The sequence below is a fragment of the Lactiplantibacillus pingfangensis genome (assembly GCF_005404945.1).
Lineage (GTDB): Bacteria > Bacillota > Bacilli > Lactobacillales > Lactobacillaceae > Lactiplantibacillus > Lactiplantibacillus pingfangensis.
This window is the reverse complement of sequence record NZ_BJDG01000019.1, coordinates 1-16,742: the sequence shown is the minus strand read 5'-3', so window position 1 is coordinate 16,742 and position 16,742 is coordinate 1. Positions and strand designations below refer to the sequence as shown.

General features: G+C 45.0%; 18 protein-coding genes. 5 read left to right on the top strand and 13 right to left on the bottom strand.

Annotated elements, in window-relative coordinates:
* Window positions 1-106: 106 nt before the first annotated feature.
* The 3 genes from FFM74_RS09390 to FFM74_RS09380 form a co-directional block, all read right to left on the bottom strand.
* On the bottom strand, window positions 107-961 hold the full coding sequence (locus FFM74_RS09390) for a GRP family sugar transporter (RefSeq protein ID WP_137626377.1): 855 nt from the start codon (window positions 959-961) through the stop codon (window positions 107-109).
* Window positions 962-1,118: 157 nt separating this feature from the next.
* The gene (locus FFM74_RS09385) at window positions 1,119-2,696 is read right to left on the bottom strand and encodes a peptide chain release factor 3 (RefSeq protein WP_137626376.1); all 1,578 of its coding nucleotides are present in this window, start codon (window positions 2,694-2,696) and stop codon (window positions 1,119-1,121) included.
* A gap of 164 nt (window positions 2,697-2,860) precedes the next feature.
* Window positions 2,861-4,045, bottom strand: coding sequence for an AI-2E family transporter (locus FFM74_RS09380; protein WP_137626375.1), 1,185 nt, complete (start codon window positions 4,043-4,045; stop codon window positions 2,861-2,863).
* 209 nt (window positions 4,046-4,254) lie between these two features.
* On the opposite strand from FFM74_RS09380, the gene FFM74_RS09375 reads away from it, so the two are divergent.
* Window positions 4,255-5,181, top strand: coding sequence for an L-lactate dehydrogenase (locus tag FFM74_RS09375; protein WP_137626374.1), 927 nt, complete (start codon window positions 4,255-4,257; stop codon window positions 5,179-5,181).
* A 117-nt stretch (window positions 5,182-5,298) separates the two neighbouring features.
* Here FFM74_RS09375 and FFM74_RS09370 read toward each other — a convergent pair whose 3' ends face one another.
* The 6 genes from FFM74_RS09370 to FFM74_RS09345 form a co-directional block, all read right to left on the bottom strand.
* Complete coding sequence (locus tag FFM74_RS09370; protein ID WP_137626373.1) at window positions 5,299-5,493, bottom strand: type II toxin-antitoxin system Phd/YefM family antitoxin; 195 nt, start codon at window positions 5,491-5,493, stop codon at window positions 5,299-5,301.
* A gap of 172 nt (window positions 5,494-5,665) precedes the next feature.
* Entirely contained in the window at window positions 5,666-6,031 is a 366-nt protein-coding gene (locus FFM74_RS09365) for a helix-turn-helix domain-containing protein (protein ID WP_137626372.1), read from the bottom strand.
* A 179-nt stretch (window positions 6,032-6,210) separates the two neighbouring features.
* Window positions 6,211-7,731, bottom strand: a complete 1,521-nt coding sequence (locus FFM74_RS09360; protein WP_137626371.1) for an endonuclease MutS2 — start codon at window positions 7,729-7,731, stop codon at window positions 6,211-6,213.
* Between the two features lie 420 nt (window positions 7,732-8,151).
* Window positions 8,152-8,700 (bottom strand): nucleoside tri-diphosphate phosphatase, encoded by a 549-nt coding sequence (gene ntdP / locus FFM74_RS09355; protein ID WP_137626370.1) that lies wholly within the window; start codon window positions 8,698-8,700, stop codon window positions 8,152-8,154.
* A gap of 100 nt (window positions 8,701-8,800) precedes the next feature.
* The gene (gene recX, locus FFM74_RS09350; RefSeq protein ID WP_137626369.1) at window positions 8,801-9,604 is read right to left on the bottom strand and encodes a recombination regulator RecX; all 804 of its coding nucleotides are present in this window, start codon (window positions 9,602-9,604) and stop codon (window positions 8,801-8,803) included.
* A gap of 51 nt (window positions 9,605-9,655) precedes the next feature.
* Window positions 9,656-10,399: a competence protein ComK gene (locus tag FFM74_RS09345; protein WP_171000702.1), complete on the bottom strand. Its 744-nt coding sequence runs from the start codon at window positions 10,397-10,399 to the stop codon at window positions 9,656-9,658.
* Window positions 10,400-10,683: 284 nt separating this feature from the next.
* On the opposite strand from FFM74_RS09345, the gene FFM74_RS09340 reads away from it, so the two are divergent.
* The 4 genes from FFM74_RS09340 (at window position 10,684) to FFM74_RS09325 (ending at window position 12,094) form a co-directional block, all read left to right on the top strand.
* Window positions 10,684-11,226 carry a sigma-70 family RNA polymerase sigma factor gene (locus FFM74_RS09340; RefSeq protein ID WP_137626367.1) on the top strand — a complete coding sequence of 181 codons (543 nt, stop codon included), beginning with the start codon at window positions 10,684-10,686 and terminating at the stop codon, window positions 11,224-11,226.
* A 70-nt stretch (window positions 11,227-11,296) separates the two neighbouring features.
* Window positions 11,297-11,494, top strand: a complete 198-nt coding sequence (locus FFM74_RS09335) for a hypothetical protein (protein ID WP_137626366.1) — start codon at window positions 11,297-11,299, stop codon at window positions 11,492-11,494.
* A 143-nt stretch (window positions 11,495-11,637) separates the two neighbouring features.
* The gene (locus FFM74_RS09330) at window positions 11,638-11,847 is read left to right on the top strand and encodes a DUF1659 domain-containing protein (RefSeq protein ID WP_137626365.1); all 210 of its coding nucleotides are present in this window, start codon (window positions 11,638-11,640) and stop codon (window positions 11,845-11,847) included.
* Between the two features lie 19 nt (window positions 11,848-11,866).
* Window positions 11,867-12,094: a DUF2922 domain-containing protein gene (locus tag FFM74_RS09325; RefSeq protein WP_137626364.1), complete on the top strand. Its 228-nt coding sequence runs from the start codon at window positions 11,867-11,869 to the stop codon at window positions 12,092-12,094.
* A gap of 76 nt (window positions 12,095-12,170) precedes the next feature.
* On the opposite strand, the gene FFM74_RS09320 is transcribed toward FFM74_RS09325, so the two are convergent.
* The 4 genes from FFM74_RS09320 to FFM74_RS09305 all read right to left on the bottom strand — a co-directional run bounded on the left by FFM74_RS09320 (window position 12,171) and on the right by FFM74_RS09305 (window position 16,286).
* Window positions 12,171-13,127 (bottom strand): zinc ribbon domain-containing protein, encoded by a 957-nt coding sequence (locus tag FFM74_RS09320; protein WP_137626363.1) that lies wholly within the window; start codon window positions 13,125-13,127, stop codon window positions 12,171-12,173.
* Window positions 13,127-14,626 carry a zinc ribbon domain-containing protein gene (locus FFM74_RS09315; RefSeq protein WP_137626362.1) on the bottom strand — a complete coding sequence of 500 codons (1,500 nt, stop codon included), beginning with the start codon at window positions 14,624-14,626 and terminating at the stop codon, window positions 13,127-13,129. The genes FFM74_RS09320 and FFM74_RS09315 overlap by 1 nt, the downstream gene beginning before the upstream one ends.
* 407 nt (window positions 14,627-15,033) lie before the next feature.
* A complete protein-coding gene (locus tag FFM74_RS09310) occupies window positions 15,034-15,966 on the bottom strand; it encodes an ADP-ribosylglycohydrolase family protein (RefSeq protein ID WP_137626361.1) in 933 nt (310 codons plus the stop codon).
* 14 nt (window positions 15,967-15,980) lie between these two features.
* The gene (locus tag FFM74_RS09305) at window positions 15,981-16,286 is read right to left on the bottom strand and encodes a hypothetical protein (protein ID WP_137626360.1); all 306 of its coding nucleotides are present in this window, start codon (window positions 16,284-16,286) and stop codon (window positions 15,981-15,983) included.
* Window positions 16,287-16,742: the final 456 nt, after the last annotated feature.

The following is a 16,742-nucleotide window of genomic DNA, read 5'->3' as shown; positions in this document are numbered from 1 at the left end:
ATTTCAATCGGAATAGTTAACAAAAAAACAGCAGTCGAACTTTACTTGAAAGCAACTTCAAGTAAGGCTCGACTGCTGTTTTAAGTTATTTCCAGATCGTGACTAATTAGCCCAAGAAGGCTGTCATGACACTCCCGGCCACGATTAACACTAAACCAATGATCGTTAACCGCAATTCACGCGACGATTTGGTTTCATGTAAAACTAACAAACCGCCTAACGTCGAAATTACGACGCTGACCTGAGTGATTACGTAGGCCGTTGCGACCCCGTTGGCTTTGGCAGAAAAGATATAGGCTAAAGCCGAAACGCCAAAGATTAGGCCAGCAAAGGCATTTAGCCAACTCGTCCGTTCCTTAAACGCTTGACCGCGACCACTGACGAGCGCATAGATCACCGCGGCTAAAAACATCCCGAACATCTGTGGGAAGAAAATGGCCGTCCCAGAAGCCGAAACGGCTTTTGGTAGCGCACTATAAACCCAGTAACCAATCGTCGTTGGGACTAAGATGATCAGGCCACTCATCAACCCGTTGCGACCATCGGGACTGTCCGTCACTGCGGTTAAGGCGACGCCAATAATCATCAAAACAATTGCGGCAAACCCGACGATTTTAGCACCGTCGCCGGCCCACTCGCCAAACATCAAGACGCCAATGACCGACGTTCCGACTAACTGTAGGCCCGTTGAGATCGGCATTGTGGTGCTCACACCCATCCGCGAATAAGACGTGTACTGTCCAATTTGACCAAGCACCCAGAAAGCCCCTGAGAGCGCACTTAGCCAAAACGTCTGCGCATCGACAGTTGGCCGGACTGCCAACTGAACGATCAAGCCAACAATCAAGGCACCAATCCCGGTTCCTAACGTTTGATTAACTGGTTTGCCACCTAATTTTGAAATTAATAGTGGGTTTAAACCCCAGCCCAATGCGGGAATCAACGCAATTATGATATTCACGAACTAGCCCTCCTAAATGATGCATCCAATTTAATTTGCTAAAAAAAAGCGATAGTCACAGTTTAACATTTTCGACAGGTGGTTGAAAGCATCCGCGCGATTTAACGCGTGCCCGACCAACTAAAAAAGACTACCCGTAAGTAGTCTTTTGAAGTGCTTATAATTTAGCAGTTAATTTGACATCTGGATACTTGTCGGCAAACCAGCGTTCCGCAAACGCATTTTCAAATAAGAAAAGTGGCGCACCGCTGCGATCCTTCACTAATAAATTCCGTGAACTAGACATCTTTTCATCTAATTGTTCAGGGTCAATCCAGCGAGCCGTTTTGCTACCAAGCGGTTCCATCACGACTTCAGAATTGTATTCATTTTGCATCCGGAATTTGAAAACTTCGAACTGCAATTGACCAACCGCGCCTAAAATGTAATCACCGGTCGAATATGAGGTATACAATTGTACGGCCCCTTCTTGAACCAGCTGATCAATCCCTTTATGGAACGACTTTTGCTTCATGACGTTCTTGGCAGTAACGCGCATGAATAATTCAGGCGTAAATTGTGGTAGCTTTTCAAACTGAATGGCTTTCTTCCCGGCATAAATCGTATCACCGATTTGGAAGTTTCCCGTATCATAAAGCCCGACGATATCGCCAGCGACGGCAGTTTCCACCGTTTCTCGCGTATCGGCCATAAATTGCGTTGAATTGTTCAAGCGCATTTTTTTGCCGGTCCGTTGGAGGAAGACATCCATACCACGATCAAATTCGCCCGAACAAATGCGGACAAACGCAATTCGGTCACGATGATTAGGGTTCATGTTCGCTTGAATCTTGAAGACGAAGCCAGCAAATTCATCATCCGTTGGTTGGATAATCTCATCATCACGCGTCTTATGGGCATTTGGCTTAGGCGCGTAATTCAAATAAGTCTTCAAGAATGTCTCGACCCCAAAGTTGGTCAACGCCGAGCCGAAGAATACTGGCGTCATATCCCCAGCAGCGACCTTGGCTTCGTCAAAATCATTGCCGGCTTCTTCGATGAGTTCCATTTCATCCAACACATCGCGGTAGATGCTATCCTTGGTTAATTCATTGCTTGGATCAAGCTTGCCGTCAGCGTCTAACGGCAAAAAGGTCTCGCCGTGCGCCTCATTATGATAAAGTTCAATACGATGGTTGTAACGGTCATAGAGCCCTTTCAAGCCCTTACCCATCCCAATTGGCCAGTTCATTGGATACGTTTCAATCCCCAGTACTTCTTCAACTTCATTCAGTAAATCTAATGGTTCGCGACCATCACGATCCAACTTATTCATGAACGTGAAAATGGGAATCCCACGCATTTTACAAATTTGGAATAATTTCTTCGTTTGTGGTTCGATCCCTTTGGCAGAGTCAATCACCATAATTGCCGAATCGACCGCCATCAGGGTCCGATACGTATCTTCGGAGAAATCCTCATGCCCAGGGGTATCCAAAATGTTGATCCGTTTGCCGTCATAGTCAAATTGCATAACGGAACTCGTTACCGAAATCCCACGCTTCTTTTCAATTTCCATCCAGTCGGACTTGGCAAAGTTGCCACTTTTACGAGCCTTAACCGTCCCTGCTTGGCGAACAACGCCCCCAAAGAGTAACATTTGTTCCGTAATCGTGGTTTTCCCGGCATCCGGGTGAGAAATAATCGCGAAGGTCCGCCGCGTATCGACGGCTGCCTGTAGTTCTGATTTATTCATAAAAATTCCTTTCGTTGAAAAACAGTTTCATTATCTAATAATTCTCGTTTGAGCGCAGAGTAACCTTAACCTTACATATTCTACTGATTTTTGCACAAAAAATCCAGTGTTGCCCACACTGGATCTCGTTAAATCGTCTTAACTTGCGCCTCAAACCGTCACAGTTACTTTTTCACCGGCTTAATATCCGCCTTAGTTGCTTTGGGTGGCTGTGGTTGATACACCGTCGTTTGCTTGCGTAAGGCTTGTTCGTTACGCAGCTCCACAATATTGAACAAGTAAACAACAACCGTCCGGACAACGGCATAAAATGGAATAGCTAAAATCATGCCTAAAATTCCAGCGATATTGCCCGCCGCTAATAATAAAATGATAATCGTCAATGGATGAATTTTTAACGTTCGTCCAATGATATTTGGATAAATGAGGTTCCCATCCACTTGTTGTACGATCACCACAATGATGACCACATAAACGACTTGCATTGGTGACACCGTGAACGCCACAATCAGCGAGGGCGCAATCCCAATGTAAGGTCCGAGGTAAGGAATGATGTTCGCCATCCCGGCCACGACCCCTAGTAATAAGCCATAAGGTTGTGAAATCAACATGTAGCCAATCGCCGTGAAGGTCCCAACGAACAAACATTCAATCACTTGACCACTAATATAACTGGAAATCGTGTCGCCCATTTTTTGGATCAGCCCAACAATTTCGGGCCGTTGTTTCCGTGGCAAGAAGCGGCTGATCGCCGGAATGAATTTTTCACTATCCTTCAACATGTAGAACAAGACCACTGGAATCGTAATCGCCATGATGGTCACACTCGTCACCGTCGAAATCACCGTCACGATACTCGTTGATAAGGACGCTAAGAACGTTTGCGCATATTTGCTGACCTGACCATTGAGTTGCTTCATGTACGAGCTCACGTCAACTTTTTGCAACATTGTGCTATTGTTGATCATCTTAGTGGCGGCTTTTTGCATTTGAGAAGCTAAGCCGGGTAAATTATAAATTAATTGCGTAACCTGTGAAACTAGGCGCGGAATCAATGACACTGCTCCATAAGCTAAAACACCGATTAATAATAGAAAAACAATGGTTACTGCCCACGTTCGCGAAATTCGAAATTTTTTATAATGCACTTTCATGAGCATTTTTACGAGCGGATTGAGCATATAAAATAAGAAACCCGAAATTAAAATTGGCATGAAAACCACATTGAGAAAAGTCCCAATGGGTTGGAATAAGAATCCAAGTTTTGTGCAAACCCAGATTAACGCTGCGACAATCAAAATCTCGAGCGACCAGAACATTAATGATGACTCTTTTAGGCGTTTAAGCACAGTCGCCCCTCCCTTTTTGCGGTATGACTCTCTGGCACTGATATTTTTAGTTATGTGGCACAACTTCAAATACAGAATGCCTTAATTATAACCTATTTCCAATTCTACCGATACTATCCTGAAATTTGTGCTAAATACTATTTAAATTTGATGAGAATAATGGTAATTTAGTTAGTAAGCAACTAAATTTTAAAGGAGTGTCTTAATCTATGTCACGAAAAATTGCAGTTATTGGCATGGGCCACGTTGGTTCCACTGCCGCTCACTATATCGTTGCCGGCGGTTTTGCTGACGACTTGGTCTTAATCGACCCGAACACGGATAAGGTTAACGCCGACGCCATCGACTTTGAAGACGCGATGCCTAACTTACCCACCCATACCAACATCATCGTTAATGATTATGCCGCGTTGAAAGATACCGACGTCATCATTTCCGCTTTAGGTAACATCAAGTTACAAGATAATCCGAATAACGACCGCTTTGCCGAACTCCCCTTCACGAGTGCCCAAGTGAAAGTCGTTGCTGAAAAAATTAAAGCTAGTGGGTTCAATGGTATTATCGTTGCTATCACTAATCCAGTCGACGTCATCACGTCAATTTACCAAGCAGTCACGGGCTTACCAAAGGCTCATGTGATTGGGACGGGGACGTTACTTGATTCTGCCCGGATGAAACGGGCCGTCGCTAAAAAGTTAAACCTCGATTCACGTTCAGTCACTGGTTATAATTTGGGTGAACACGGGAATTCCCAATTCACGGCCTGGTCAACTGTCCGCGTCTTGGGTCAACCGATTACCAAAATCGCTGCTGATCGTGGCTTAGACTTAGTTGCCCTTGACAAAGCTGCCCGTCAAGGTGGTTTCGCCATTTTCCATGGCAAGAAATATACTAGCTACGGCGTGGCTACTGCTGCGGTGCGTTTGGCTAACATCATCTTAAACGATGCCTTAACTGAGCTCCCCGTTTCCAACTACCGTGAAGAATACGGCGTTTACTTATCTTATCCAGCCGTGGTCGGTCGCAACGGGATCGTCGAACAAGTCCAACTCGACTTGACCGACGAAGAACTCAAAAAATTACAAATTTCTGCCGATTACATTAAAACTAAGTTTGCTGAAAGTCAGGCAGACTAACCGGAAAACGCGCTCGCAGCGATGGTGGCGCGTTTTTTAATTCAGATTCGTCAAAAGAGACCCCACAACAACGCAATTACCGCGTCGCCATGAGGTCCCTTCGTTCACACTTTTTAATTAACTAAATTCCATATCATGATTGTTCTGTTTGGCTAAAGTCGCAACAATCTGTAGCCAGTCTTTCATGCTGACCATGACCGCCGAATCTTGTGTATTGGGATTTTCAACCTCAATTGATTCGTGGCCCTGGTTAACGATCGTTAATAGCTGGTTAATATTTTTCTTCGCCAGCGTCGTGGTGACTTTCTTCATATTCGCCATCTCCCAACTTGTTAAATGATTGAGGATATTGTGCCCCAATGTCGCAGACACGTCAAGCCTTTTCGCAAGTTTTTTGACGACTCGAAAATAACTTGAACCTTGATGAACAGTTTACACTAACCGTTCCAGCGTTGCACTGATTCCGCCCGCAATTAACTTAAAATTAACTTTGACGCCGTTCAAACATGGTCTTTAACACGTTGCGGATGATTTTCAGTTGCTCGTCACTCACCGGTTGACCGTGATATTCGAAACGATTCTTGCGATTTTCAATGACCTTTTTTAAATCCACCGCCGTCGCAGCGTTCCCATGATTTTCTTTACCAACGAGCTTGGCATAACTGGTTCCCAAAACTTGTGCCACTTCATTCAACGTCCCTTTAGACGGCGTATGCTTCTTCCAACTATAAATAGCACTCGCACTCAATCCGGCCAAGGTGGCAACTTCTGCAAGTGTCAGGCCATTCTTCTTGGCAAATTTACGGATATTCTTTAATAATTCACCATTATCCAGCTTCATAAACGCCATGCTCGCGGCCTCCCAACCTTTTTCATTATACTATGAAATATACGCAGCTTTGGGGTAAAATGCAAGCCCAACTCACTCACCAGCTCGGTGCAGACGCCTAATTAACTGGCGTGCAAGGCTGTCAAAAAGGACCATGACAGCCGTCACAGTCCCTCTTAATCACCTCAAATTGACGGCGTTTATTTTCCTAATCGTTCCCGTGCCCCAGCCAAAATCGTTTGCGAGAGGCCTAAGCGCTCCGCTAACCAAATTGCCTCACTGGCCCCGACTTGATTGAGTAAGATTTGATAAGTTGGTTCCAAGGTTTTTCGGTCAAAGGCCATCGTGGCGGTCATGAACGTGGGACAAGCAACCGCATAACTTTTAATCGCGCTGAAATGCGTCGTTGCCACGATAGTTGCCTGTTGTGCGCGTAAGTAATCAATAATGGCGATACTCAACGCTGAACCTTCTTCTGGATCAGTCCCACTGCCGATTTCATCAAGTAACACTAAGGCATTGGGTTGAATCGCATCAGTCATGGTCACCAAGGTCGTCATTTCTGCCGCAAACGTGCTGAGTTGGGCAGCTAAACTTTGATTGTCCCCAATATCCAGCCAGACTTGCGTAAAGACAGGAATTTCGGTGCCGGCATCGGCTGGAATTTCCAGTCCCACTTGCACCATCAAGGCAAATAACGCGATCGTCTTGAGCACGACCGTTTTCCCACCAGAGTTGGCCCCAGTGATCATCAGCCCTTGATGTGACGCCAGTTCGATATTCAATGGTACTGCCCGTTGCCCCAACAAGGGATGACGACCATTGATAATCTTCAAATGCTGATCGTCAGTTAGCTTCGGCAAACAACTCTGCGTCTGTAGCGCATATTGCCCACGAGCCATAATTTGGTCTAGTTGACTAATAAGTTGTTGATTTTTCACCAGTTGGGCCCATTGCTGCTGCACATCACCGGTCAAGGTCGCTAAAATCTGATAAACTTCTGCACTCTCTTCAGCGACCAGTTGCGCAAGCACTTGGCCGCGTTGAACTGCCATTTTTGGTTCAAAAAAGACCGTCGACCCTGTCCCAGATTGATCAATAATATTGCCAGCAAAACGCGATTTGTAACTCGCTTTTAATTGGATGCAAACATGATCGTTACGAGTGATTAGCCGCCGACTCTGCACCGCCTGCGCGTGTTTCTGGGCAAATTGAGTTAACGCTGCTTGAACCTGCTGGCGTTGCTGACTAATTTTTTGTCGTAAACGAGCCAATTCTGGCGTGGCCTGGTCAGCGACCTGATCGTGGTTAATTTCAGTCGTTAATCGCTGTTGTAATCCCCGTAACCCGGTCACCGGCCCCATTAATTCGACTAGTCGTGGCGCAATCGTTGCGTGTTGGCGCAAGGTCGTCATCAGCCGTTGGCCACTGGTCAAAAAGTCACCGAGAAGTCCTAGTTGCGTTGCATTCAATAACAGCCCCTGATCGAGCTTCGTTTGAATCGCCGTTAGTTGATCCAGATTGAAAAACGTCAGCGTCACTGAATTCAATAGTAACTGATGCGCCTCCTGCGTTAATTGTAGCTGGGTTTGAACCGCCGCTAACTCATTCACTAACGGACTGGCAATCAGTTGTTTGGCCGCGACTTCGCTATGCGTATACGTCGCAGCAGTTGTTAAAATTTGATCTAATTGTGTTAACTGTTTTAAATTAGTTTCCATGGTCTCTCCTTGCGATGGACAGTGATGGAAAAACAGTCATTGATTTGAATTGTCTATCCATACTGACCTAAAACTGGCACATTTTTGTGCCGGACATTGTTAGACAATCTAGCGCACTCATTAACTTCACCTCGTTAAAATTATTGGCCTCAAGCGTAACATACGCCAACGCCTTTCGTAAACTAGCAAGAGTGGGACAAGAGGCGGGTTGCTACCGAGCATAGCCTAGGTAACCGGATGATTGGGGCTTTCAATCGTTCGGTTTCCGTAGCTCTGTTGCATCTGTGCCTCTTGTTCCACGTTTCGACTATAAATATTTGGAGCTACAAAAGAGTCTGGGGTTTTGTCCCAGACTCGTAAAAAAAAGACATCAACAGATGTCTTTTTACTAATTACGCTACTGGCTCGCCGCCAGCAGAGCTATTGCCGACGTGATAATTCTTGATAACGGCTATACCAGATATCAATGTATTCTTGTGAAAATGGGCCTTTCTTATGCTTAATCCAATCAACCAGGACTTTCACATTTGCTTTTAAAATGCGATCGGTCTCGGTAGGATAATGCCATTTGGCGCCATGTTCTTCATACTCATCGACATCCAATAACCGACGTTCACCATCGGGGAAGACTTTGACGTCCAAATCGTAATCAATGTACTTCAAAGCCTCTTTATCTAAAACGGCTGGTGACGCTAAGTTACAATAATATGAAACCCCGTTATCGCGAATCATCGCCACGATATTAAACCAATAATGCTTATGAAAATAAACGATTGCCGGTTCGCGAGTCACCCAGCGCCGGCCATCATCTTCGGTGACGAGCGTGTGATCGTTGCAACCAATTAGGACATTTTCGCTTGTTTTGAGTACCATTGTATCGCGCCAAGTTCGATGTAAACTCCCGTCGTGCTTATAGCTTTTGATCGTAATGAAGTCGCCTTCCTTAGGTCCTTTAGCTTCGCGCGTCATGTTTAGCCCAACTTTCCAAAACATAGGGTGAAAATTTCATCGAATTTCATTAAACATTATAACAGATTTTAGTGTGACGCGCGTATCTATTTACCGTCTTTCACTCATCTGCAACCTGTTCGTCAATAAAACGATTAATATCTTCCATTAGAAAGCCCTTTTGGTAAAGATTGCGCTTCGTGCGTAAGCATCGTTCCGAGAAGGCGTAGTTGCGATTCCGCCGCCATAACCGTTCGCCTTGTGTCACCAAAGCGTCCCATTGTTCATCCGCATCGGGTTCTAAGTCGATTGCGTCAATCGCGGCGGTCACAATTTCATTATCAAAGCCTTTGGTCATCAGCCCTTGGCGTACTTTTTGTTGCATCGTTTTAAACGCTTGATTATGATAGCGTTTGGCTAATTTTTGGGCTAACTCAGTGGCATTTTCTAAGCGATCGTCAGTGCTAAACTGTCCAGCTAAAGCATCATCAATCAACTGTTCACCGACACCTTTTTGACGTAACTTTTGTCGAATCACACGGGGCCCTTTGTCGGAGGTACGCTTGGCCGTGCGAACATACGCGGCTGCGTACTGTTCATCACTCAACAACCGTAACTCACGCAAGTGGGCCATGGTGGCCGTAATCACGTCTTCACTAATTTCTTCATCACGTAACTTATCATGAACTTCTTTTTCCGTCCGCAATTGGTGTGATAAATAATCTAATGCGCGCGTATAAGCCTTCGAAATATCATCCGCCGCAATCATTTCGGCTGCCAGGGCATCATCGACTTCCATCCCCTTGAACACGCTGAATTTAATCATGACGGACTCACTGATTGGGAACGCGTATTTATCATCTAAATAGACGTTATACCGACCAGACCGTTTCTGCGCCATAATTTTAGTAATCTTTTTTGTCATTCAATCAGACTCCTCATCAACAAGCTAGTAAGTCTAATTTAACAAATATCGCTAAAATTTACCAAGGTAAGTGTTTAAGGTTTGTTGAACATCTTGAGACGTAAAAACTAAATCTCTGGACTGGAAGGCAAAATGAATCAAATTGTAAGCTAATGTTCGATCACATTGCCACAAGCTTGGACTGCTCTCACTGGGTGGTAACTCGCCAGTAATGAATTGAAGTTGCCTGGCCATCGTTTGGTTCAATACCACTTGCATCTGTTGATTGTCCGTAAGTTGACGTTTGATTACTTTGGTACTTACTGGAATGATCAGCCGAAGCCGTTGGTCATAAACTAACTCGGTCTGCTTGCCGGTTCGCTTGATATGGTCCGTCAGTGACGCAGTGCTAAACCAGCTCGTTGACTTTTGAGTGTTAGCGCCAAGTGGAATCAAACAGACATCCCCCTTGATAAACGGAATTTTATGCTGGGTAATGCCTAATTTTTGGGCCCAATATTTGAGTGATGGTCGGTGCCAAAGATCTGCTTGAACCCAGTATTCACGAATCAATTCACGCGTCGTCTGAGTCGTCTTTAAAATTCCTTGTTGCCCATCAAAAATAATGGCATTTTCAACGCAGTTTAATTGACTCACGTCAAGTAGATAAAAAGTGTGATGCATACTAAGTTTAATAAAGTGACGTGCTTGTGCTACCGCTAAAATTGACAATGGCTTAGTTAAATCTAACGAATTTGGATATTTCGACCAGATGGCATCATTAAAACTGATGTGGCGCTTGTCACGATTAGACATCGTACAGTTCCTCCAGAGTGCCGACATTGCGGCATTTACACAAGTTTGTGTACTCAGTTAATGGTTAGGCAACGGAATAACCAATCAAGTTAACCAAAGCTTACCAGCAATATACGTGGAATGCTAGTTATTTCTCGCCTATTCCGTCAATTGTTAACAGAATGCCATAATTAGTATCATCTTATACAGATTTCGTCATTTTGCGAGGACTCGTCAATTTCTTCCAGCCTCGTTATGCTAAGGTCAACCTTGGCCAAGGAAAACTAATGAGACGAGACAACCTGATGCGAACTGACCGACTTGAAAATCAAGCAGCTTTTGACTTACTTGCAGAACCGGCCCACCAACGGCTTTTATATGGCGCGCTCAAAGCCGCCAACGTGACGAAGGGCCATCCACAATTTGAAGATTGCGTCACGACCGCGCACCTAACTTGGCTGGCAGCCTATCAAAATTTTGACCCGGACTTACCGGAAAACTTAGCTGACTTTCGCAAATTTGCCTTCCGCCGCATCAAATGGCGTACCCTTGACTATTTGCGCAAACAGACCTTACGCCAACAATCGCAAGTTGCGATGGAAAACGCCGCACGACTCAGCATCACCCCCATGGCAAAACGAGAACGCCAATGGCAACTGACCGACTTACTCACCAGCTTATTAGCTCAATGCCGCCCGGGTGAACGAATCTATTTGACAGAGTTCTTTTTAGCCGAGCAGACGGTCGCAGAAATTATGCGCACGCATGGCGTCAGTCGGCGAACCGTCTATAACTGGCGAGCCAGTTTGCTAAAAAAAGCGCAGGCGCTCTATGAAGCTGAACAATAATTGCACTATTTCCACCCTATAGCCGTTGGTATTGTGTAAGCTTACAAAAAATACTCAAGGAGGTTCAACTATGCAAAATTGGCGAGCTAGTACCCTTTCCATCGTTGTCGCAACCGAAGATCGACATGCGGCCAAACGGACATTCAATAACGTCGCTGAAACTGTCACCGAAGCGCAAATCACGGCACTCGGCGGTTTCGTCGCCCAAATTGCCGACGCACCATTCACAGCCGCAATTTTGAAAACCACTGACCACTTTACCCTCTAGATGCTAAAAGTTCCGCTGAATCACAGCTGTTATCAAGCCGTGATTCAGCGGAACTTTTTTTGACCGTTGCACTTTTTCGACCCCCTAGCCGTCTGTATTAATGTAAGCTGGCCAGCCTACCAAAACTTTAGGAGGTCTCACTGATGAACAAAACTTGGTTGAAATCAACGCTAGCCGTGGAAATGGTCGATGCAGAAAATGTTGTGCGCAAGCAAGCCTTCACTGCCATCGCGCCAGCCGTGACCAACGAACAACTCACCGCCTTTGGCAAAACGCTCGAAACCTTAACCGGTCAAACGTTTCAAGTTGGCAAAATTACTAGCTTTTGTCAATACGACGCACCCGTTGCTTAACCAATAGGAGGAATAATCGATGAAAACTTTAGACATGAGCTTCAAAACTAGTACGCAAAAGATCCATCACTTGAAATTACACTACGCGAGTGACGGTCTAACCAAGGAAGTCGTTGCCAAAGCAATGGCCGATTTAGCGGCGACGCAACTATTCACCAAAGCGGGTGTCAACTTGGTGGCCGAACCAGTGGCAGCCAAGTACGTCGAAACCGTTGAAACACCAATCATTGACGCACCAAAAGCTTAGTTAGCTGACCCTGCTGTTACAACTGCCCCGCAATCGTCATCCTTGACTGGATGTGATTGCGGGGCAGTTTTTTTAATTAATATTGTTGTCCAAGTGAATCAATTAGACCTGAAAGTTGGGTCATGGCATGACTAAGCATGCCGGCGCCAACATCTTGCCCAATGATGCGAATGGCAATATAGAACAAGATTGAAACAATGACGACAGCAATCAAGACCAAGTAAGCTTTGCTAATAACTGGTTGGTCGACTGACATGGTCACGGATAAAATCAGACCCAATTGCCAAACCAAGCAACCCAAACTAAAGATGGCGATGACTGGTGAAAATGTGCTCAAGACCACTAAAATATTACCAGCGGCATTCACCATGAATGCTGAAAAGAACAATAGTAAATTGATGATCATCGCATAGTTAGTCAACCGTGCAAATCTGCTTACGTAGGCTGAAAAAACAATCTTAGTGCCCCGATTACCGAGCGCACTCACGGCAAATCCGATGCCAATATAAAAGACCATTCCTAATAAGACCACGAGAAGTAATTTCAAATCGGTTAAAAACGATAATTTGTTCGCATTAAATACTGATTGTGAATTATTGAATACCGCTAAGATGCGATTCGCAATCGTGATGCCAGTCGCAGTAATCAAAAGCGCTTCGATGACAAATGAGATGTAGCTGAAGTAACTTTCTTCCGGTTCGGTCGCCATCGGATTTTTCCAAGAATTCAGTAACCAGCTAAAGTAGTTTTTAGCAGATGACTGTAGTTGTTGCACCTGATCTCCGTTAGTCACCTGTGACGCTGCTTGTGAGCTGGCAGTGCTCGTGGTGCTATCTTGGGCTGACGTCGCTTGTGACTCAACCGTTGCGCTTTTGGCAGTCGTACTGTCAGCTGAACTGGTCACCGACTTGGCATTAGCCATGGCAGCATTGGTCGTCGTTGCAGAAACCGGCTTGGTTAAATCGGCCCCACAATGCGTACAAAACTTAGCGGTCGCCGCTAATTCAGCACCGCAATTTGGACATTTTTTCATTAGTCATTTTCCCCTTCGTCTGAATCGTCACTGCTGGTGAAATCGCGAATCTTCTGCGCGGCACTGATTTTACTAATCTTATAGTGACCACCGCTCTTTTCAACGGTTGCCGTGTACCGGAAGACTTGAATCCGTTCTTCCTCAGTATTCGTAAAATCATACTTCACATCATAGGTAATCTCGCTCTTGTCATTCGCAGCTGGGATGGTTGAGATAACGGTCGGCTCATAATTGACACTCATAATGTCGTCATTGTCATAGTACCCCTTCGCCATCTTCACCAACTCTTGGTAATCGGCATTATCCGTCCCGTTGATAAAGTAATCATCAAGCGTGCGATCGTTGTAATCACTCGCATCACTCAAATCACCTGTGTTGGTATAACGCCCAAGCGCATCAAAAATCGCCGTAATATAGTCAGTAGCACTATCCTTACTCATCACTCCCGCGAAATTAACCGCCACATCTTCTCCCTCATCGTTCGAAAGATTAGTCTGTTTAGAAGTGACCAGCTGGTTGCCTACTTCGTATTTACCGGTCATCATCATTTTATTAGACCAAGGCAAATTATTGAGTGCCAACGTCCCGTCACTGTGAATTGTGCCCTGCTTTTCACCATTCACGTAAATAACCGTCTTGGGCGTCCCAACAACCGTTAACGAAATCGTTCGTAAATCTAGTTCGTAGCTTTCACCCGTTGACCGCAAATAGTAAGTGCCTTTATTCGTGATTTGGTGTTGACCAACGGTTCCTTTGGCAGTCAATGTATACGTTCCTGGCACATACGGTCCAACTTTGTGCGTCAGACTGGTCGCGGTCGTCTTGGCAACCTTTTGGCCATTGACCGCTAACGTCACGTTCTTGTGGTTCGTCGATAAATCGGCATAGACTGATGCGACTTGGAGTTGATATTTATCAAAGAACAGCCAAGCCTTACCCGTCCGCACAAATTGCACACCATATTGATTAGCCGTATTAGATGCCTTCAAATCACTGGCTAAACTTGCCAAGCTTTTCCGGTTAGCCTTAAAGTAAGCTGACATTGGTTTCACCGTCTCCGGCGTAATCTTCAGTGAAGGATCTGTACTCGTCACCTGCTTGGCCAATCCCTTACCGGTCTTCAATGCGGTGATGGCCCGGTTGAGCTGAGCCGCTGGTTGATAATAATGTTGGCCGTATGCGTAGCCACCAATTGCCAACACTAGGACAACACCAATCGTGAGCCAAGCCCATTTTGGCATTGACCGCTTCGCTTGTGACTGCCGCGTTGGCACTGTTGGCGTCGCTGATTGAGTTGGTTGCGCTGGTGTTGCCTGACGTGATGCCGCTGATGGGTGGTCCGCATTGGTCTGGCTGCTCTGATTCCGAAATGCGGTTAAATCAAAACCACAATTCTCACAAAACGCATCCGTTGCTTTAACACGCTGCCCACAATTTGGACAAAATGTGCCCCCCGCCTGATCATCTGCAGGTTCATAGAACTTCTGTTGCTTAAACATTCCCCGTGCTCCCCTAATTTAATTTTTTACTGATCTAAAAAACGTCAGCCATTTGTCAACGGCTTTAAGTTTAAATAATTGCACAACTAAATTTACATTTAACCGCTTAAGAAGGCATAACCAATTTCTCTGACCAGCAATTGTTAACAGCCCCTCAGCCCAACTTATTAAGAAAAAGTTAAGGGTATTAACATACTAATAAAGTATAACGATGCGTTGGGTCAGATTCAATATTAAATTCGGTGTTTTCACTCACTTTTTTCAGCAAAATCATGGCTATCTCAATGTTACAACTCGCGGTCTTGAAACTTTAAGTTGACGTTTTTCACCCAGTTTTTGACTTCAGGGCGACAAAAAAGGATCTGTGTTTACGGAAAGAAACAGATCCTTGTTTGGAAGCTTAATTACTATTTAGTCCTACTAAATTTGGTCACAAATGGGTCAATGATACTAGCCAAGTAAGTCGGCTGCATCAACTCATCTTCCCACGGAACCGGGTCATTTGGAAAACGGACCGCCGCTAAGGAAGCCGTGATCGTGGCAACCGTATCCGTATCACCACCTAAATTAGCAGCGAGGACAATGGCTGCTTTCAGCGACCGTGCCTGTGTGACAGACCAGAGCGCGGCTTCAAAAGTGTCAACAACATAGCCGCTTGCTTTAATGTCATCTCTGCTAGTCTGACCAAAAGTTGGTGTCAGGCAAGCTGCGTAATATGGCCATTCTGCCAGAACATCTGGTGTTAAAGCTGGTTTCAGATTAGTAGTTAAATTGGCAACAGCTGCCGAGATCGCTTGACCATTCAACATCGCATGCATTATTTCTAAGTAAAGAACACTTCCCAGAATTGCTCGCGGATGCCGATGAGTCAGCGTCGTGTAATCACGGGTTAACTGCAGCCGTCGTGCCTGATTCGTTTCGTCTGCTAATACTAAGGCTAACGGGGCGAGCCGCATTAATGCCCCATTGCCATTAGCAAACTCTGAGGCGTCACCGCATTCAGTGGGTGTGACATGATTAATGGCCCAGTTGCGGATCGCATGGACACAAGTTTGACCAATATCAAAAGTCTCATGCTGTGCCATGTAGGCGCCAGTCATCATAAAGTCCTGAAATTTTTCAAACAGGTCATTATAATTGCCGTCACTTGTCAGATTTTCCATCAACGCCAATGTCATCGCGGTATCATCGGACCAACTGCCGCTTGGTTGCTCCCAAGTGCCATCTGCCAGCATGCTGGACACATGATAGCTATCACGCGTTTTGAATTCAACTGGCACACCAAAGGCATCGCCAACGATTCCCGCCATGATCACTCGTCGCATCTGTGCTGCTTCCATGCTCACAACCTCACTTAAATATCACAAGCTAAGCGGGTCGCCTTGGACGTCTGCCGCTCAACGTTATAGATTTCAACAATAATACTGTTACCGACCGGATGCCAATCAATCGCTTTGATGAGCTCACGCATAAACAACTGCGTAATTTGTGTTTTGATTGAAATGCCACTTCGATCCACTTCATCATAAAAAATCATGCGTTGGTCAAGTTTATCCACTTTAAAGTAGTAATAAGCGTAATGTTCAGTCCCACGCTTCAGAATCAGATGGTACGAAGAATTATAATCTGCCGGAAAAACTGTGATACCATCGTCGTTCATGTCGTTAACACCCTTTTATTTTTTAGTTAGATTTTCGCTGATTGCTGCTCTTATTGTAACGTGAAGTGAGTGAAATTCATACTTAGAATTGGATGAACGTGCAGCTATTGCTAATTAATTGAATCGCTCAGCGCTAAAGTATTTAATTAATTATATTTAAGCCACCATAATATGCCAATCATTGATATAATTAAATCCTGTGGTTTAATTTGGTGGACTGAAGAATTACGTTTTCAAAAAGGACCTGGAACTGCCAATCATCACGGATACATCGTCCGATTTAATCATAGACTGATCTATGATGATTTCCGCGTCTATCATAGCAATTTAATTACCATGTTTAGCATTTATGTTTCAAAAAAGGAGAAGATTATTTGTCCCCGGATTTAAAATTGAAGTGCAACACCAAGTAAAGTAAACAAATAGGCCATGGAGACCTATACTTTAATCAACGAC